The sequence below is a fragment of the Natronorubrum daqingense genome (assembly GCF_001971705.1).
In the GTDB taxonomy this organism is placed as follows: Archaea; Halobacteriota; Halobacteria; order Halobacteriales; family Natrialbaceae; genus Natronorubrum; species Natronorubrum daqingense.
In genome coordinates this window covers 1,638,256-1,654,703 of record NZ_CP019327.1, presented here as the reverse complement: position 1 = coordinate 1,654,703, position 16,448 = coordinate 1,638,256, and the positions used below count along the sequence as shown (strand labels likewise).

Genomic DNA, 16,448 nt, shown 5'->3' with positions numbered 1-16,448 from the left:
CGACGATTGTGACCGCAACTCGTGAAAAATCCACCACAAGATGTTAAAATACCATGCAGAACGACGAAACACCGACCCCAATCACCGCTGACGAACGAATCGAACCTCCTTCCTTGACGGACGATTACGCCGTGATGCTCGAGTCACTCGAGTCTCAATCGATCGTACTCTTCGAGGCAGTGATGACCGACCCGACGCTCGAGTCGGACGCTCGTCGAACGGCGAAACGGCACTGCCGAGAGGTGCGCGCGGAACTCGAGTGCATTCGCCGTTCCCTCCCCGAGACGGCGACGGACGACGGACGGAACGTTTCCCCAGGCCCGCCGAACGAGAACCGAGAATCGGCTGGGGTCCGTCCCAAAAGCGACGACCGACTCGCCGGAGTGACGACGGTCAGTGATCCGATGGAAGCGCTACACGAGGCTGCAAACCGCCGACGCAACGGGCAGGGATAACGAGTCAGACCACCGGCCGACGCTGGAACCGAACGGTCCACGCGACGATCATAGCTACTCCCTCTCCATTCCGGACGAAGGGCTCGCTCACCCGTCCCAGCTACAAAATAACCGTCTCGAGTTCCTCGAGATCCGCGAAGTCTGGATCTCCCGAATAGAGCGTGTGACAGTCGTCGTGAATCGCCGCAGTCGCCAGGTGGATCGTATCCGCGTAGGATAGTTCTCGCTCGCCGGGTTCGTAGTACTTGAACCGAAGGGCCGCTGCGTACTCGCCGATCTCGTCGATCAACGGGACGCTTTCGATGTGTTCGTACGCGTGAATCGCCTGAATCGCGTCGTCGGCTGTTCGTTCGTCTTCGACCGTCCGAATCCGATACGAAACTTCCGCGAGGACGGTAGGTGTGATAAGACCGCCTTCGTCGGCGCTGTCGGCGCGTTCGATCGCCGCCTCTGCGGCGCGTGCACTGTCCCCGTCGAAAACGAATTCTAACCAGACCCACGAGTCGAGGAAGATCACGTCGACTCCTCGTCCGTGCCGTGTGAGCGCCACGCGTTCTTCGACTCCTGTCGCATCGCGTCGAGGTCGATGTCGTGGGACGCGAGGCTCTCTCGGACGTCGCGAAGTTGGTCCATCGCTGGTTTCTTCGGTCGAATCTCGAGTGTTCCCTCGTCACCGAGGACGAATTCGATCTCTGTCCCTTCCTCGAGTTCGAGTTTGTCACGAATCCGTTTTGGAATCGTGACCTGGCCTTTGCTCGTAACCGTCGCATCTTCAGAGACGGACATGATCTTACCGAATATACGTACTCCTTACTACAAAAATTTCCCCTTACTTCCGATCGGTGGAATTGCACCCGTTCACCCGGACACCACGCAAAACGACTACCTCGAGGCCGCCTCGACCTCCGATCCGTTCATCACGTCCTCCTCCGTCACGTCGATTGTGTCGTCCCCAACGCTGTACTCGCCAGCGTACGGAACCGTCACCTCGAAATCACCGTCGTCGTCGGCAGTCACGTCCCGCTCGTACTCGAGCGTCTCGCCGGAGACCGACGCGTCGGTCGCGACCTCCAGCGTTTCGTCCGGCTCAACAGAGCCCTCGAGCGTCGCCCCGGGAACGACGGCAAACGCCGAGACGGATCGGTCGTCGTGTACGTAGATGGCCTTGTAGTGATCGACCGATGGGGCGTTGCCCCCGGTGACCCCACCGTGAAGCTGCGATTGGGCGTCGTCGGACTCGACGTTCCCACCGCCACCCTCCATAACGACGTATCCGACCTCCCCGTCGAACTCGTCGTACCAGCCGTCGGGATCACCGTCGGTGCGGAACTCCTCGTAATTCGAACTCGCGTACCCGTATCTGTCCGAATCACCGCTCACGAAGTAGTTGTACAGCCGATTGTCTCCCCACGAACTCAGGACGTACTCGTCGTGGCCCTGGTCGGGAGTCGCATTCGCGTGGGAGGCGATCGCCTGTGCGGTTTCGTACTGTTCGTCGTCGGTCGCCACCTGTCCGACGAAACCCGGCAGGTAGACGAAGCTGAACGCGGAGACGACCACGACGACGGCGACCGTGTACGCGGCAATCTGCGGACTCGAGGGGAGTTCGATCGTCGCCTCCGAATGTTCGCTCACGTCGTTCCGTCGTCTCCCTGTACCCTCGTCCGAACGGAACGGCTTCGGAGCGCGAGCGAGGTCGAGCACTGAGAGTAAGTACACGAGACCCATTCCTGCCGGAACCGCGAGCACGACCATCAACTGGGCTCCGAATCGCATCATGAACGCCGCGTAAACCGTCCAACACGCGGCGTACACGATCAACAGGAGCCAGGCTGGCTCGTATCGCGTAGAGAGGGCCCACACGGCCCACGCGAGAACGATGAGGGCGATGTAATACCCCATCCCCAGTTGCATGAGCGGCCCGAAGAGGAACGCGTGCTCGGCTGCGAACAGCGACGCTGCTTCCGTCGCGGCGCTGTCTCTGGCGAACAGGTCCTGGGATCGCTCGCGTACCCAGACGATGTCCTCCGGACGGAACCGACGGAATAGCTCGATCCCCGCAACCGTCACGACGACCTGAACACCGACCAATCGAGTCCCAGCCCACTGTCGTCGGTACCACACTTCCCCCGCGAGGAGGACGGCGATCGACCCGCCGAGCACCAACGTCGGCGCGTACGCCACGAACGAGTCGTGCCACTCCCACCGTCGGTGCACGCCGACCGAAATGGCCGTGGCGAGGCCGACACCGGTGACGACTGGAAGGTTTGCACCGAGGGGTGAAACTGACGATCGAACGTCGAGCGCCGCCCGGAGCCCGATGTACCCGGCTAACGGAATCAAGTGCAACGTTCCACCACCCCAGGCCAGATTTGTCAACGCGATGGCAACACCGAGCGTTACCGCGGCGACCCACGTCCACGGCTGTTCGAGGTGGGAACGAACGGCCGTCCACGAGTCGTCGGTTCGATCCCGTCGGTTCGTCAGATCCACGGCCAACCACGCGAGCGCGAGAAGCGTCACGCCGAGCCAAACGTACTGGTGAACCCGGTGCTCGAGGAAACCCACGCCGGTGTACACCGCGTGCATCGGGGCCAGTGCAATCATGAGAATCGCTGCGATACCGACCCGCACGTCGCCAGTCATCACGACACCGAGCAAGTAGAGCACGACTCCGAGGGCGAGTGCGCCGGCGACGGGAAGCCACGCGGCCACCATCTCGGCGGCCCACGCGTCACCTCCGGCGAGTTCGGCGAACCACCAGTTCGCCGCGTGAGAGAACGGTCGTGTACCCGCGGCGCGATCGGGCATCTCCGCAATCGTTCCGAAATCAGTCGGGCCGGATGACTCCGCTATCAACTGTTCCATCCAGTACCGATAGTAGTACGGGTCGTTCTCTGGGAGAACGACATCGTCACCTCGAAACACCGACCGAAAGCCGACAATACGCGTCGCGAACAAGAAGATCAGTGCACCGACCACTCCCGCAATGGCCCGCGGCGCTGCCCAGTGCGGCCGCTCGAGAGACGGGACTGCAGTTACCTTCGAGCGATCATCCGCCGCTACTTCCTCCCCGGCGAGCACTGCCTCGACCACTCTGGGATTCCCAACCCGATACTCGCCCGCTTCCTTCTCCACAATTCCTCGAGAAACCAGCTCACCGAACGTCCCCGAATCCACCCCCACGTCGTCGAACGTCCACGTCTCCCTCTTAGCATCGGCTTCGAGGACGGCCTCGAGCGCGCGCTCGCCCTCGTCGTACGTCTCGAGAAACGAGGCGGTGGCGTCTGCGAGTGCGCTCGAGTCGTCGGTCATTGCTCGTCACGTGAGTGTACGCAATTATGATGGTTTCGCTCTCCGTGGCTGGTGAGTTTCGGGCCCGGTAGAACGGACGAAGCAAAGAGAAATCTGAAGTGGTAAAATGCAAGAAACGAGCGCGTCAGTAGCAGTGCAGTGTCAGTACCGTGCTTAACGCGTCCCCGTCTCTTTGATGTCGGCGAGTGCGTGCCTCTCCTCCGGTCAACTACTCGACGGTCACGCTCTTCGCCAGATGCCGCGGTTTGTCGATCGATCGCCCCAGTTCGTGGGCGATCCAGTACGCGAGTAACTGGAGTTGGACGTTCGCGGTGATCGCCGTCCCGATCTCGGTCGACGGCGGCACCTCGAGGACGTGATCGGCGTACCGGTCCACGTTCGTTTGCCCGTCGGTCACCGCGACGACGGGTGCGCCGCGGGCGTTGACCTCTTTGACGTTGCTCACGGTCTTGCGGGCCTGTTCGTCGTCGCCGGTCACCATCGCGAACACCGGGGTGTCCTCCGTGACGAGCGCCAGCGGCCCGTGTTTCAACTCGCCCGCGGCGAACCCTTCGGCGTGCTCGTAGGAGATCTCCTTGAGTTTGAGTGCGCCCTCGAGCGCGACGGGATACTGGGAGCCACGACCGATGAAGAAGAACGCGTCCGAGTCGACGTACGTCTGCGCGATCGAGGTGGCTCGGGAGGTGTCGAGAATCGTCTGAATCTGGTCGGGGACGTCCCGCAGTGTCCGAACCAGTTCGTGAGTCGCCTCGCCGCCGAGGTGACAGGCGAGCAGCGTCAGGGCGACTTGCTGGCTCGCGAACGTCTTCGTCGCGGCGACGCCGATCTCCGGCCCGGCGCGGATGTACAGCGCGTGGTCGCACTCGCGAGCGGCCGAGCTTCCGACGGTGTTCGTCACGGCGACGGTCTCCCCACCGGCCTTGTTTGCCTCGCGAAGTGCCCGCATCGTGTCGGCGGTCTCGCCGCTCTGGGTGACGCCGACGACGAGCGTCGAAGAATCGACCGGCACCCGTTCGCTCGAGTACTCGCTGGCCAGCATCGCCGTCGCGCGAACGCCGCGATCGCAGAGCAACGACGCGCCGAAGACGGCGGCGTGATACGACGTTCCACACGCCACGAGTTGAACGTCTGAAACCGACCCAACGGAGTCGAGTTCCTCGAGCGTGACTATTCCGCTCAGTTCGTCGACGCGCCCGCGAAGACACTGGCGAAGGGCCGTCGGCTGCTCGTGGATCTCTTTGAGCATGTAGTGGTCGTACCCGCTCTTGCCGGCGTCCTCGGCGTCCCACTCGAGCGTTTCGACCGTCGTCTCGACTGGCGTACCGTTCGCGTCCGTCACGGCGATGGCGTCGGGCTCGAGGCGGGCGAACTGTCCGTCCTCGAGGTAGACGACGCGGTCCGTGTACTCGACGAACGCCGGTGCATCGCTCGCGAGGTGGTAGCCGTCGTCGCCGACCCCCAGGACGAGTGGCGACGCCTGCCGGGTCGCGTAGATGGCGTCCGAATCGGCGAAGACGGCCGCGATAGCGTAGCTCCCCTCGATGCGATCGATTGCGGCGCGAAACGCGGCTTCGGGTGAGCGTCCCTCCTCCAGGGCTCGACCAATCAGGTGGGGGACGACCTCCGTGTCCGTCTCGCTCGTGAACGCCACGCCGTCGGCCGAGAGCTCGTCGCGAAGCGACTGGTAGTTCTCGATAATTCCGTTGTGGACGACGGCAACCCGATTCGACTCATCTGCGTGTGGGTGCGCGTTCCGGTCCGATGGCGGTCCGTGCGTACTCCAGCGCGTGTGACCGATGCCACAGGCTGGCCCGCGGAGGTCCTTTACCGGAACCGCGGACTCGAGGGCCGAAAGCTCCCCCTCTCGCTTGTAGACGTCGAGTGGATCGCTCGCCAGCGCGACTCCCGCCGAGTCGTAGCCCCGATATTCGAGGCCGGAGAGGCCGTCGAGCAGAACATCGATGGCGTCGCGTTCCGTCCCGACGTAGCCGACGATTCCACACATCAGGATCGAACCTCCGTCTCGGAGTCGATCGTACCGCTCACGGTCGCGCCCGACTCGAGGGTCGCGTTCGAGCCGACGATCGTTCCCGGCCGGTACGTGACGCCGCCGCCGTCGCGAACCCGATCCGCGAGCAACGCACCGAGGCCTTCGTTTCGGTGGATGCGATCCTCGACGTGAACGTCGCCGGGGCCGCCGACGACGGTCGACCCCGGGCCGACCCGGACGCCGCGACCGCTCACGCAGTCGATCAGCGTCGCGTTCGGACCGATTCGCGTGTCGGCGTCGATGACGCTGTGCTCGCAGACGACGTTCGATCCGACGGTGACGTTTTCCCCGAGACAGACGTTGGGTCCGACGACGGCACCCGGCCCGACGACGCAGTCCTCGGCGATCACGACCGGACCACGAATCGTCGCACTGTCGTGTATCTTAGCGGACGACGCGATTCGATGGTCGACGCCGCCCTCACTCGCCTCGAGCAACGCGTCGGCGACCTCGAGGAGATCCCACGGGTAGGTCGCATCGATCCAGAGACCACTCGAGCGGACGCCACGAACGGTCTCGTCGCCCTCGATCAACGTCGCGAGGCCGTCGACGAGCGAGTGCTCGCCGGGTCGCGAGTTCGCTCCGCCGATCGCGTCGATCGCCCGTTGCTCGAGGACGTAGACGCCGGCGTTGAGGAGGTAGCCGCGGTCGTCGCGGGGATTCTCGACGATTTCGCGGACTCGCGGTGATCCGCCCGTTTCGTCGCGCTCGAGGAGGACGCCGCCGTAGTCGGTCACGTCGCCGTGTTGGATCGCACCGATCGTCGCCACGGAATCGTCGTGTCCGTCGACGACGTCACGCAGAATTTGCGTGTCGACGAGTTGGTCGCCGTTGACGACGAGACAGGGCGAGGTCGTCGCCGAATCGGCAACGCTCAGGGCGTGACCGCTTCCGAGTTGTTTGTCCTGCGTGACATACGTCACCGAAACGTCGCGATAGGTCGACCCGAACGCGGATTGCACTCGGTTGTGTCCGTAGCCGACGACCACGGTAATTTCCGTAATCCCGCTTTCGACCAGGGCATCGAAGACGTGCGCCAGAATCGGTCTGGTGGCGGCGGGAAGCATCGGCTTCGGCCGGTGTTCCGTCATCGGTCGAAGCCGTTTTCCTTCCCCTGCGGCGAGGACGATTGCAGATCGAACAGCCATTGCACAGGTGTCGTGACACAGTCGGTGTATGTCTTCCGGTCCGAAAGTATTCGATGTCGAACAGGAGTGTACGTGTCACAGCCATCTTTATCCCACTGATTACTGGCAAAAACGATTGACGAGAGAACTACTGGTAACTACGTACGTACGACGGTTCGACAGAAAAGCCACTGAGATGATAGCTCGTTCGCAGGGTTCGACCACTCGAGAGCGGTTGCACGCCGGTTGCGTCCACCGAGACAGCGCTCACTCGAAGGACGTGAATCGAGAGCGTGCACCCTCGAGAGCCAGTCGGTGTGCGGGAAGTGGACGTCGTGAGCAGCCAGTTAGTCGTCCGCGGCGACGGCATCGGCCTCGCCGGCGGCCTCCGCTCGCTCGAGGTCCTCGAGGTACTCGTCGGCGTCGAGTGCGGCTTTCGAGCCCATACCGGCGGCGGTCACGGCCTGCTGGTAGTGGTAGTCGACCACGTCGCCGGCACCGAAGATGCCGGGCACGTCGGTCTCGGTCTGGCCGCCGCCGTCGCCGCCTTGCGTTCGGAGGTAACCGTCGTCGTCCATCTGGACGCCCGTGCCCTCGAGGTAGGACGTGTTCGGCGTGTGGCCGATGGCGAAGAAGACGGCACCGACGTCGAACTCGAACTCGTCCGTTTCGGGGTCGTCGAGTCGGTCGGTCGGGTGGCCTTTGTCGTTTTCGACGAGGGTGACGTGATCGACGCCCTCGGCCTGCGAGCCGTGGATCTCGGTCACTTCGGTGTTCTTCATGATTTCGATCTCGCCGTCTTCGACCTTTTCGTGGACGCGATTGACCCAGTACTGTTCGGCGCGGAACTCCTCGCGACGGTGGGCGATGTAGACCGTGTCGGCGAACTTGGTCAGGAACGTCGCCTCCTCCATCGCGGCGTCGCCGCCGCCGACGACGAGCATGTCCTCGTCGCGGAAGAACGCGCCGTCGCAGGTGGCACACGTCGAGAGTCCGTAGCCCATGAGTTCGTCCTCGCCGGGGATGCCGAGCGTTCGCGCGCTCGCGCCGGAGGCGGCGATGACGGCGTCTGCGGTGTAGACGTCGCCGTTGGTCAGTTCGACGCGGAACGGGCGCTGGTCCGCATCAACGGACTCGATGATCCCGTTTTTGAGGTCGGCGCCGAACTGCGTGGCCTGCTCTTTCATGTTGTTGACCAGTTCGGGGCCGCCGATCCCCTCGGGGAAGCCGGGGTAGTTCGCGACGTCGGTAGTCAAGGTGAGCTGGCCGCCGGGCTCGTCGCCTTCGATAACCAACGGCTCGTTGTCGCCGCGGCCGGCGTAGATCGCCGCCGTGAGGCCTGCAATTCCGGTTCCGGCGATGATCAGTTGACGGTGTTCGAGCACTTCGCCGTCCTCGGTGTCGCTTTCGATACCGAGTTTCGCGTCCAGTTCGCCGGTTTCGTCGAGCGCGCTGGTCTCGTCCCAGCCGCCGATGAGTTCGTCGTCGATGAAGACTTCGGGTGCGGTTTTGCGACCCTCCGCTCGTTCGACCATCTCCTCGAACAGGTCGTCGTCACCAGTAACGTTGTACGTTTCGTACTCGACCTCCTTCGCGTCGAAGAGGTCCTTGGCCTTGTCGCAGTACGGACAGTCCTCTTTGGTATAGATCTCGACTCGAGGCTGCTCGCTCATGAGTCCAGGTTTGGGACACAGCGCCTAAACCCCTTGCGTTCTCTGCCACCCACCCGTCCACGCGAGTACCCTGCAACCTCGACGGTATCGTTCCTGCGACCTTGCCGATAGCGTCCACGTCGAACCCTACACGATGGCGACGGACTTACGGTACGGACGCCGAAGGACAACCCATGACTGCAGACCTCGAGGAGAAGACGAATCGCTACGGAGCGTTACTCGCGGAGGCGCTCGAGGCGGCGTCGGTCGCGCCGCCAGCCGGGACGCCGATGGAGAGGGCTGCCGAGGAGTGTTACGAGATGGCGTCCTCGTACCTCGAGGACGGCCGTCACTTCCGCGAGGAAGGCGACCTGGTCAACGCGTTGGCGTCGTTTTCCTACGGCCACGCGTGGCTCGATGCGGGAGCGCGCGTCGGCCTGTTCGACGTCCCGACTGATGGACATCTGTTCACCGTGTGACCGCCTCGAGGAGCTGTCGATCGACTCTGTGCCTTGCGATTTGGGGGATGAATACCAACGTATGTGGACACAACTATTCTAACGCCTCCGTCCCACTGGTAGGATGGCTTGGTCGAGTACCACTCCAGAGGTCGAACCAGCACCACTGACGTTCGCTCGAGTACCCGCCGACTAACCGAACGATTAATCAGCATATATCCGAAACATATATAATAGAAAATCCGATCAGTTTATAATGTGGGCGAAATCTTTATATGGCTTACGACCTAACAATATGTTAGCCGAGGCGACCGGGTTTCTTCTGGTTACCCCACCCGGGAGCCCCGAGTAACCATCCCGATACACCATGACAGATACCACAATTAGAAGCTATACGGGCGAGACGGAAGAGGAAGAATCGACGGAAACGTCGGGTGAGAAAGAACAGTGTCCAGAGTGTGGCGGCCGACTCATCTCCGACGCCGAACACGCCGAGACCGTCTGTCGCGACTGTGGCCTCGTCGTCGAGGAAGACGAGATCGACCGCGGTCCGGAGTGGCGCGCATTCGACGCCGCCGAGAAGGACAAGAAGTCCCGCGTTGGTGCACCGACGACGAACATGATGCACGACCAGGGCCTCTCGACCAACATCGGCTGGCAGGACAAAGACGCCTACGGCCGCTCGCTCTCGAGTCGCCAGCGCCAGAAGATGCAACGGCTGCGCACCTGGAACGAGCGCTTCCGGACGCGCGACTCCAAGGAACGTAACCTCAAGCAGGCGCTGGGCGAGATCGACCGGATGGCGAGCGCGCTCGGTCTCCCAGAGAACGTCCGCGAGACGGCCAGCGTCATCTACCGTCGCGCACTCGAGGAAGACCTCCTCCCCGGTCGCTCGATCGAAGGCGTCGCGACGGCCTCGCTGTACGCGTCGGCTCGCCAGGCCGGGACGCCCCGCAGCCTCGACGAAATCTCGGCCGTCAGCCGCGTCGAGAAGATGGAACTAACCCGCACGTACCGATACATCATCCGAGAACTCGGTCTCGAGGTCAAGCCTGCTGACCCCGAACACTACGTGCCACGCTTCGTCAGCGACCTCGATCTCTCGGACGAGACCGAGCGCATGGCTCGAGAGCTACTCGAGTCGGCCCGTCAGGAAGGCGTCCACAGCGGTAAGTCGCCGGTCGGCCTCGCCGCCGCCGCCGTCTACGCCGCGGCGCTCTTGACGAACGAGAAGGTCACCCAAAACGACGTCAGCGAAGTCGCGAGCATCTCCGAAGTCACCATCCGCAACCGCTACAAGGAACTGCTCGAGGCGTCCGACACGGCGGCACCGGCGTAAATGCCACTTTTCGACTGTCGCCAGCGAACGGTGTGACGTGCCGTCGGGATGTGCGATTCGACTCGATTTTTGCGTCCCCGGGCGACAACACTTTTGAGGCATGGTGTGCAATGGCGTAGCATGGACCAGACGACCGTGCAACTGTTGTGTCCCGAATGTACCAAAGAGTGGCAGATTACTCCCAACGACCTCCCGACTCCCGCATCGATGTTTCACTGCCCAAACTGCCACGCGTCGCGTCGCCTCTCGGAATTCATGCGAACGGATCGGGACCTCCAGACGCTCAAACAGCTCGGATAACCGATACTTACCGCGCTGGTCTCCGTTCTTCCCTCCGGTAGGGGCAGCGTAGGCATCGATTGGACTGTGGGTAACATCCGAATTTGTGAATTCACAACCGATAGTAACCCACTCTTGATCGGGGTTTCGTCGGGTGGTTTTCACTCGGTAGGGAGAGCCTTCGTTTCCTGACAGGCCGTGACATAGTCCGTTTCAGCCTCAGGGCGCGTGTTAACGCGACTCAAGATAATAATATAACCCTGCAGTGGGTAGGATTGGATGGTTATGAAGAAGCAGGAGCTCATTCACCTTCACGGCCTTCTTGCGGAGGTATCGAACCAGTGTGCAGCCTGGGAAGACTGTCAGATCAACCTTGACGAGTACGAGTCGCGCGGTATTCGACCAACATCGATCCACAAATCGAAAACGGACCACAAGGCCGCTGTTTTTGCACTCGCTGGCGGAATCACGATGAACATGCGTGAGGGAGAGCAAGAAGCAGTCGCCGCGACCGCTGACTGAACGAGTACGTCGCTTCCTTCGAGTACAACGCTTCACACTGGCGAGACTCGGGAATTCGCCCCCGGCCGTGGGGCAGACTCCTGTCGCGCTTCCGAATACAGTCCCACAATTTAGCCGTATTTTCGTTCGTAATCGCCCGATAGTGAACGCAATCTCCAGTTTCAGTTACTCGACGAGGTCTTCGAACTCGGGGAGAATTTCGTCGTCGCTGTCTGCGTCTTCGTCCGATTCGGCGCTGTCTTCGCTGCTCGAGGCGTCATCATTCTCGCTCGCCTCCGTTCCGCTGCCGTCATCGTCAGCGTTGACGGCATCTGCCGTGTCTTCGTCGGCTTCCCCGTCTTCCTCATCTTCCTCGTCTTCCTCGCCTTCATCTTCGTCTTCGAACTCTTCGATTTGGATCACTTCGAGTGGGATGTTCTCGAGGAGTTGGCCGATTTCTTTCCGGGCAATTCGCGAGGCGTGTTCCTCGCGCTCGACGTTGAAGACGGTCATTTCCAACTCGAGTGCGACGAGTGCTTCGTCGGCGGCGATGAACGCGGGTGGGAGCTCCTCACCCGATGGGGAGGTTCGCTCACCCATGTTGATCTCGACGTAGTTCAAGTCAGGGTTCAGCATCTCGCCCGTCTTCGAGATGGCGATCCGGATGGCTTCGTCTTCCGTCTCGACGTCGAACACCGGCACCGCGGCTTCGACAACAACCCTGCAGTGCATACCATGGTATTGTGTCGCCTGCGGTATGAAGGTTCGCCTCGTTCGAACGCCCGCTACGAAAGAGTGTCTCGTTCAGTGTGAAGGCGGGCATTGCACGCGTGTCGAAAGGCACACGGCGTCGCGTCTCGAGGAACCGAGCAGATGGAAACAGGCACGATTCCGATCGGCGAGCTTTCAGGCGGACTCGACCTGTATCGAACGCTCGAGAGCGGCCAAACCTACTGCTGGCGACGCAGCGACGATGCCATGTACACCGAAACGCCACCGGGTGAGGCGTGGTACTACACCGTCGTCGACGGGAGCCCGATCCGCGTCCGAACGACCGGACGGACCCTCGAGTGGCAGTCGCCAATCGATGCCGAGTCGCTCGTCCGTCGACTGCTGCGATTGGACGACGACCTCGAGGCGATCGAAGCGGCGTCGCCGGACGATCCGCTCCTGACCGAAGCCTACGAGGCACACCGGGGCATGCGACTGGTCGAAGATCCGCCCTTCGAGTGTCTCGTCTCTTTTATCTGTTCGGCGCAGATGCGCGTCAGTCGGATCCACTCGATGGTGTCGACGCTGGCTCGCGAGTACGGCACGCCACTCGAGTGGAACGACGAGACGTATCACTCGTTTCCGACGCCGGCCCAACTCGCGAGCGCGACCGAAGCCGAGTTGCGCGACCTGGGCCTTGGCTACCGAGCACCCTACGTCGTTCGCACGGCCGAGATGGTCGCCGACGGCGAGGCCCACCCGGCCGAGGCTCGCGACCTCGAGTACGAACCCGCTCGAGAGTACCTGACGCGCTTCGTCGGCGTCGGCGACAAGGTAGCCGACTGCGTCCTCCTGTTCTCGCTCGACTTCGACGAAGCCGTGCCACTCGACACGTGGATCAAGTCGGCGATCGAAGAGTACTATCCCGAATGCTCTCAGAACGGGTACGCGGCCACCTCGAGAGCCATTCGCGAGGAGCTCGGCGGCCAGCACGCGGGGTACGCACAGACGTACCTCTTTCATCACCTTCGAACCGGCGGATGACCTCAACTTTCGAATCGGTGCGTAACCCAGATTTTTGCCGCCGGCGCTCGAGTGTCCGGCCATGGCAGAACGGACTCGCGTACACGTCTTCGTCACCGGCACAGTCCAGGGCGTCTACTACCGTGCGAATACCCGCGACACGGCTCGCGAGAAGGGGGTCGACGGCTGGGTGAAGAATCTCGAGGACGGGCGCGTCGAAGCGGTTTTCGAAGGCGACGAGGCCACCGTCGAGGGGATGGTCGAGTGGTGTCACACGGGTAGCCCGGCGGCTGTGGTCGACGACGTCGACGCGACGTACGAAGAACCACAGGGAGAGGACGGATTCGAGATTCGCTACTGACTGCCCGGGAGTGCCCTCGAGAGGACCGACTTGAGGAAAGGAAGTATCGACTCGAGGAAGAGACGACAGACTCAAGGAAGAGACGACAGGCTCGAACGGTTTCGAATCGACCGAAACTGCCCTCCGTGCAGATCGGTGAAAACGGATCGTGAGAATTGGGTATTTTAGACGGAGTGTCAGCCGTTTTCAGCGTGTGAGCGTCTTGATTGCGACTTCGATGTACTCGAGGAACGACGCGGTCGGCGTTCCGGGGAGATAGACCGACGGTTCGGGTTGCTCGGTTGGTAGTTGGGAGTGGTTAGCGTGGGTCGATTCGGCAGTTGGCTCAACAGTTGGTTCGGCGTCGATTGCGTCCATGATCGATGTATGGGCCGCGGGGATTTAGGTATTTGCAAATATAGTTCCCGTATCCAAAAGCAACAATCGTTATTGAGTAACTGTCGCACGCCAGACGGACTCACTGAGCAGTGTTTCCGGACTGCTGAATGCACGCGGGATTCGACCTGTCGCGTCTACTCGACGTCGCTGGTGTCTACTCGAGTTATCGTCACTGCGTCTCGAGCCACGGCGGCTTTTCGGTGTACTTCCACTCGGCCCACTCGGCCTTTTCGCCGGCGTAGTAGGCTCGATAGGCGCTGACGGGATCGTCGGAACAGCAATACTCATCGGGCATCGCCTGGGGCTTTGGCGTGGGCTCTGCGGACGGAAACTCGATTTCGCTGGGATCGATGCGCTCGATTACCTGCCAGGAAGCGTGTGGCTCGTCCTTCTCGTATCGTTCGACGAACTCCTCGTTGAGCGCCTGTGCGTGCTCTCGCAACTGACGCCAGTTCGCTCGAGACTCGCGGGCCCAGACCGTCACTGGATGGTCTGCGTGCGTCGACTGGTAGAGAAAATCCGCCTCGTACCCGTTCTCTCGAGCCGCCGTACAGAGCACCTGCGCGGCCTCGAGCAGGAGCTTGTTGACGTGCTGGTCGCAGTGATAGCGAGCTGCGAGCCGTGGGTCGTCGTCGAGCCAGAAGACGTTCACACGGTGAGTAGGGAGCGAAACAGATTGAGTATATTGGTTCACCGTGGGCGGACGATCCACACCCGGTTGCCAACCCCCGACGTCCGCAATCTTCAACGGTCGTCCCGTCGAACGCTCGCGTATGATTACTGGCGAGCGAATGGCTGTCGTCGACGAGAACGCCGCGGCGCTCAGCGTCTCACAGAAACAGCTCATGGAGTCGAGTGGACACGCACTCGCCCGCACGATCCGAGAGGTCGCCGACGCCGGCTCGGGCGTCGCCATCGTCGCGGGTCGCGGAAACAACGGCGGCGACGCGTTCGTCGCCGCTCGGTTCCTCGAGGATTACGATCTGACGATCAGCTTGCTCGGCCGCGCCGAACGCATCGGCACCGACATCGCTCGAGAAAACTGGGACGCCCTCCGGCGAGCGGACTTCGATACCCGCGAAGTGACGGACTCGAGTGACTTCGACCTCCCGGACTGCGACGTTGTCGTCGACGCGATGCTCGGAACGGGAATCAGCGGCGACCTTCGAGAGCCGGCGGCGACTGCCGCGGTGGCGATCAACGACGCAAACGCGACGGTCGTTTCGGTCGACGTCCCCTCGGGATTCGACGCGAACGATGGTGAACACGCGGACAACGGCGTCGAGGCCGATCACGTCGTTACCTTCCACGACACGAAACCCGGACTCGCGGACCTCGCGTCCGACGTGACCGTCGCCGATATCGGGATTCCCGCCGCGGCCGAGCGATTCGTCGGCCCCGGCGACGTCGACCTCGCGCGACCGGACGGGCGCGAAGGGAGACCCTACATCATCGGCGGCGGCCCTTACACCGGCGCGCCCGCACTCGCCGCACAGGCCGCACTGCGTGGCGGTGGCGAACTCGCTTTCGTCGCCGCACCCGACGCCGTCGCCGGTGAGATTCAGGGCTACAGCGAGGACCTCATCGTCCAACCCTACGAAAGCGACGACGACGTGCTCACTCCCGAGACGGCCGAAGAACTACTCGAGACGGCCCATCAGTACGACAACGTGGTCGTGCTGGGGCCAGGACTTGGCACCGCAGACGAGACGCTCGAGGCGGCCCGGCAGTTCCTCGAGTCCTTCGAAGGCCGGGTCGTCGTCGATGCGGACGCCCTGCGTGTCGTTCCCGATCTCGAGACCGACGCGACGCTGGTCTGTACGCCGAACCGGCGCGAACTGGCGGGGATGGGCGGCCCAGATGTCGACGATCTCGCGGCGGCGGCCGACGAGGTCGAGGACTTCGCGGCCGAACTCGGCCACCTCGTGCTCGCGAAGGGGGCGACGGACGTGATCACGGACGGCGAGCGGACCAGAATCAGTCGCTCCGGGACCGCCGGCATGAAAGTCGGTGGCACCGGCGACACGCTCGCAGGCATCGTCGCCGCGCTCATGTCTCACGCAGACCCGCTCGAGGCCGCGGCGGCGGCCGCCCACGTCAACGGACTCGCGGGCGAGCGACTGGCCGAAACCGAGGCGTTCGGCTTCCTCGCATCCGACATGCTCAAGGAGATTCCCGCAGCACTCTGGAACGAAACCGATGAGTGACACACCCGAGGAGCGTTCGGCCGGGGATGGGGAGGGGAACGCCGGCGACCTCACGCACACGACGGACGACGGCGACGTGCAGATGGTCGACGTCGGCGACAAACCGGACAGCGAGCGTCGCGCGGTCGCCGTCGGCGAGATTCACCTCCAACCTTCGACCGTCGAGGCGATCCGCGAGGACGAAATCGGCAAGGGGGACGTGCTCGCGACGGCCCGAATCGGTGCCGTCCAGGCCGTCAAGCACACCTGGGAGACGATCCCCATGTGCCACCAGATCCCGATCACGAACGTCGACACCGAGTTCGACCTCGTCGAGGATCACCTCGAACTCGAGGTCGGCGTCGAGACGACCGGCAAGACGGGCTGTGAGATGGAGGCACTCGAGGGAGTCACGACCGGCCTAAACGTCGTCTGGGATATGGTCAAGGCCGTCGAGAAGGACGACGACGGTCAGTATCCCGACACGGGAATCGAGAACGTGCGGGTGCTTTCGAAGGAGAAACGACAGGCGTAGCGACGAACCGGCGCGTCGGTTCGGGACTCGATTGTGACTGATATTCGACGGGCGGGAAGGTACCGACTCGAGTATGCA

General features: G+C 62.6%; 18 protein-coding genes. 9 read left to right on the top strand and 9 right to left on the bottom strand.

The features are described 5' to 3' along the window. Positions 1 to 53: 53 nt before the first annotated feature. Entirely contained in the window at positions 54 to 455 is a 402-nt protein-coding gene (locus BB347_RS08105; RefSeq protein ID WP_076580398.1) for a hypothetical protein, read from the top strand. 100 nt (positions 456 to 555) lie between these two features. On the opposite strand, the gene BB347_RS08100 is transcribed toward BB347_RS08105, so the two are convergent. The 6 genes from BB347_RS08100 to BB347_RS08075 form a co-directional block, all read right to left on the bottom strand. Continuing rightward, positions 556 to 972 carry a type II toxin-antitoxin system VapC family toxin gene (locus BB347_RS08100; RefSeq protein WP_076580396.1) on the bottom strand — a complete coding sequence of 139 codons (417 nt, stop codon included), beginning with the start codon at positions 970 to 972 and terminating at the stop codon, positions 556 to 558. After that, positions 969 to 1,241, bottom strand: a complete 273-nt coding sequence (locus BB347_RS08095) for an AbrB/MazE/SpoVT family DNA-binding domain-containing protein (protein WP_076580394.1) — start codon at positions 1,239 to 1,241, stop codon at positions 969 to 971. The genes BB347_RS08100 and BB347_RS08095 overlap by 4 nt, the downstream gene beginning before the upstream one ends. Before the next feature lie 96 nt (positions 1,242 to 1,337). Further along, entirely contained in the window at positions 1,338 to 3,770 is a 2,433-nt protein-coding gene (locus tag BB347_RS08090; protein WP_076580392.1) for an MFS transporter, read from the bottom strand. Positions 3,771 to 3,978: 208 nt separating this feature from the next. Then, the gene (gene glmS, locus BB347_RS08085) at positions 3,979 to 5,775 is read right to left on the bottom strand and encodes a glutamine--fructose-6-phosphate transaminase (isomerizing) (protein WP_076580390.1); all 1,797 of its coding nucleotides are present in this window, start codon (positions 5,773 to 5,775) and stop codon (positions 3,979 to 3,981) included. Continuing rightward, complete coding sequence (locus tag BB347_RS08080) at positions 5,775 to 6,968, bottom strand: sugar phosphate nucleotidyltransferase (protein ID WP_076580388.1); 1,194 nt, start codon at positions 6,966 to 6,968, stop codon at positions 5,775 to 5,777. Before BB347_RS08080 ends, glmS begins: the two co-directional genes overlap by 1 nt. Before the next feature lie 326 nt (positions 6,969 to 7,294). Then, a complete protein-coding gene (locus BB347_RS08075; protein ID WP_076580386.1) occupies positions 7,295 to 8,620 on the bottom strand; it encodes an FAD-dependent oxidoreductase in 1,326 nt (441 codons plus the stop codon). A gap of 173 nt (positions 8,621 to 8,793) precedes the next feature. Between BB347_RS08075 and BB347_RS08070 the strand changes: the two genes are divergently transcribed. The 4 genes from BB347_RS08070 to BB347_RS08055 all read left to right on the top strand — a co-directional run bounded on the left by BB347_RS08070 (position 8,794) and on the right by BB347_RS08055 (position 11,197). Further along, entirely contained in the window at positions 8,794 to 9,078 is a 285-nt protein-coding gene (locus BB347_RS08070; RefSeq protein WP_076580384.1) for a DUF357 domain-containing protein, read from the top strand. 346 nt (positions 9,079 to 9,424) lie between these two features. Next, positions 9,425 to 10,396 carry a transcription initiation factor IIB gene (locus BB347_RS08065; protein ID WP_076580382.1) on the top strand — a complete coding sequence of 324 codons (972 nt, stop codon included), beginning with the start codon at positions 9,425 to 9,427 and terminating at the stop codon, positions 10,394 to 10,396. A 120-nt stretch (positions 10,397 to 10,516) separates the two neighbouring features. Then, a complete protein-coding gene (locus BB347_RS08060) occupies positions 10,517 to 10,696 on the top strand; it encodes a DUF7836 family putative zinc-binding protein (RefSeq protein ID WP_076580380.1) in 180 nt (59 codons plus the stop codon). 264 nt (positions 10,697 to 10,960) lie between these two features. Further along, the gene (locus tag BB347_RS08055) at positions 10,961 to 11,197 is read left to right on the top strand and encodes a UPF0058 family protein (protein ID WP_076580378.1); all 237 of its coding nucleotides are present in this window, start codon (positions 10,961 to 10,963) and stop codon (positions 11,195 to 11,197) included. Positions 11,198 to 11,362: 165 nt separating this feature from the next. On the opposite strand, the gene BB347_RS08050 is transcribed toward BB347_RS08055, so the two are convergent. After that, positions 11,363 to 11,908, bottom strand: a complete 546-nt coding sequence (locus BB347_RS08050) for a DUF555 domain-containing protein (RefSeq protein WP_076580376.1) — start codon at positions 11,906 to 11,908, stop codon at positions 11,363 to 11,365. Between the two features lie 141 nt (positions 11,909 to 12,049). Here BB347_RS08050 and BB347_RS08045 point away from each other — a divergent pair, with 141 nt between their 5' ends. Together BB347_RS08045 and BB347_RS08040 are read left to right on the top strand one after the other, a co-directional pair. Continuing rightward, a complete protein-coding gene (locus tag BB347_RS08045) occupies positions 12,050 to 12,931 on the top strand; it encodes a DNA-3-methyladenine glycosylase family protein (protein ID WP_076580374.1) in 882 nt (293 codons plus the stop codon). A gap of 61 nt (positions 12,932 to 12,992) precedes the next feature. Then, positions 12,993 to 13,271: an acylphosphatase gene (locus BB347_RS08040; RefSeq protein ID WP_076580372.1), complete on the top strand. Its 279-nt coding sequence runs from the start codon at positions 12,993 to 12,995 to the stop codon at positions 13,269 to 13,271. A 186-nt stretch (positions 13,272 to 13,457) separates the two neighbouring features. Here BB347_RS08040 and BB347_RS18955 read toward each other — a convergent pair whose 3' ends face one another. Both BB347_RS18955 and BB347_RS08035 read right to left on the bottom strand, forming a co-directional pair. Further along, positions 13,458 to 13,628, bottom strand: a complete 171-nt coding sequence (locus BB347_RS18955; RefSeq protein WP_157524988.1) for a hypothetical protein — start codon at positions 13,626 to 13,628, stop codon at positions 13,458 to 13,460. A gap of 190 nt (positions 13,629 to 13,818) precedes the next feature. Next, on the bottom strand, positions 13,819 to 14,301 hold the full coding sequence (locus BB347_RS08035) for a hypothetical protein (RefSeq protein ID WP_076580369.1): 483 nt from the start codon (positions 14,299 to 14,301) through the stop codon (positions 13,819 to 13,821). Positions 14,302 to 14,422: 121 nt separating this feature from the next. On the opposite strand from BB347_RS08035, the gene BB347_RS08030 reads away from it, so the two are divergent. Together BB347_RS08030 and moaC are read left to right on the top strand one after the other, a co-directional pair. Beyond that, entirely contained in the window at positions 14,423 to 15,856 is a 1,434-nt protein-coding gene (locus tag BB347_RS08030; RefSeq protein ID WP_076580367.1) for a bifunctional ADP-dependent NAD(P)H-hydrate dehydratase/NAD(P)H-hydrate epimerase, read from the top strand. After that, entirely contained in the window at positions 15,849 to 16,370 is a 522-nt protein-coding gene (moaC, locus tag BB347_RS08025; protein ID WP_076580365.1) for a cyclic pyranopterin monophosphate synthase MoaC, read from the top strand. The genes BB347_RS08030 and moaC overlap by 8 nt, the downstream gene beginning before the upstream one ends. Positions 16,371 to 16,448: the final 78 nt, after the last annotated feature.

Bases quoted from the DNA above. Each gene is read 5' to 3' on its own strand.
- BB347_RS08105 (WP_076580398.1), top strand. From the start codon at position 54: ATGCAGAACGACGAAACACCGACCCCAATCACCGCTGACGAACGAATC.
- BB347_RS08095 (WP_076580394.1), bottom strand. From the start codon at position 1,241: ATGTCCGTCTCTGAAGATGCGACGGTTACGAGCAAAGGCCAGGTCACG.
- BB347_RS08090 (WP_076580392.1), bottom strand. From the start codon at position 3,770: ATGACCGACGACTCGAGCGCACTCGCAGACGCCACCGCCTCGTTTCTC.
- glmS (WP_076580390.1), bottom strand. From the start codon at position 5,775: ATGTGTGGAATCGTCGGCTACGTCGGGACGGAACGCGACGCCATCGAT.
- BB347_RS08080 (WP_076580388.1), bottom strand. From the start codon at position 6,968: ATGGCTGTTCGATCTGCAATCGTCCTCGCCGCAGGGGAAGGAAAACGG.
- BB347_RS08075 (WP_076580386.1), bottom strand. From the start codon at position 8,620: ATGAGCGAGCAGCCTCGAGTCGAGATCTATACCAAAGAGGACTGTCCG.
- BB347_RS08070 (WP_076580384.1), top strand. From the start codon at position 8,794: ATGACTGCAGACCTCGAGGAGAAGACGAATCGCTACGGAGCGTTACTC.
- BB347_RS08065 (WP_076580382.1), top strand. From the start codon at position 9,425: ATGACAGATACCACAATTAGAAGCTATACGGGCGAGACGGAAGAGGAA.
- BB347_RS08060 (WP_076580380.1), top strand. From the start codon at position 10,517: ATGGACCAGACGACCGTGCAACTGTTGTGTCCCGAATGTACCAAAGAG.
- BB347_RS08055 (WP_076580378.1), top strand. From the start codon at position 10,961: ATGAAGAAGCAGGAGCTCATTCACCTTCACGGCCTTCTTGCGGAGGTA.
- BB347_RS08050 (WP_076580376.1), bottom strand. From the start codon at position 11,908: ATGCACTGCAGGGTTGTTGTCGAAGCCGCGGTGCCGGTGTTCGACGTC.
- BB347_RS08045 (WP_076580374.1), top strand. From the start codon at position 12,050: ATGGAAACAGGCACGATTCCGATCGGCGAGCTTTCAGGCGGACTCGAC.
- BB347_RS08040 (WP_076580372.1), top strand. From the start codon at position 12,993: ATGGCAGAACGGACTCGCGTACACGTCTTCGTCACCGGCACAGTCCAG.
- BB347_RS18955 (WP_157524988.1), bottom strand. From the start codon at position 13,628: ATGGACGCAATCGACGCCGAACCAACTGTTGAGCCAACTGCCGAATCG.
- BB347_RS08030 (WP_076580367.1), top strand. From the start codon at position 14,423: ATGATTACTGGCGAGCGAATGGCTGTCGTCGACGAGAACGCCGCGGCG.
- moaC (WP_076580365.1), top strand. From the start codon at position 15,849: ATGAGTGACACACCCGAGGAGCGTTCGGCCGGGGATGGGGAGGGGAAC.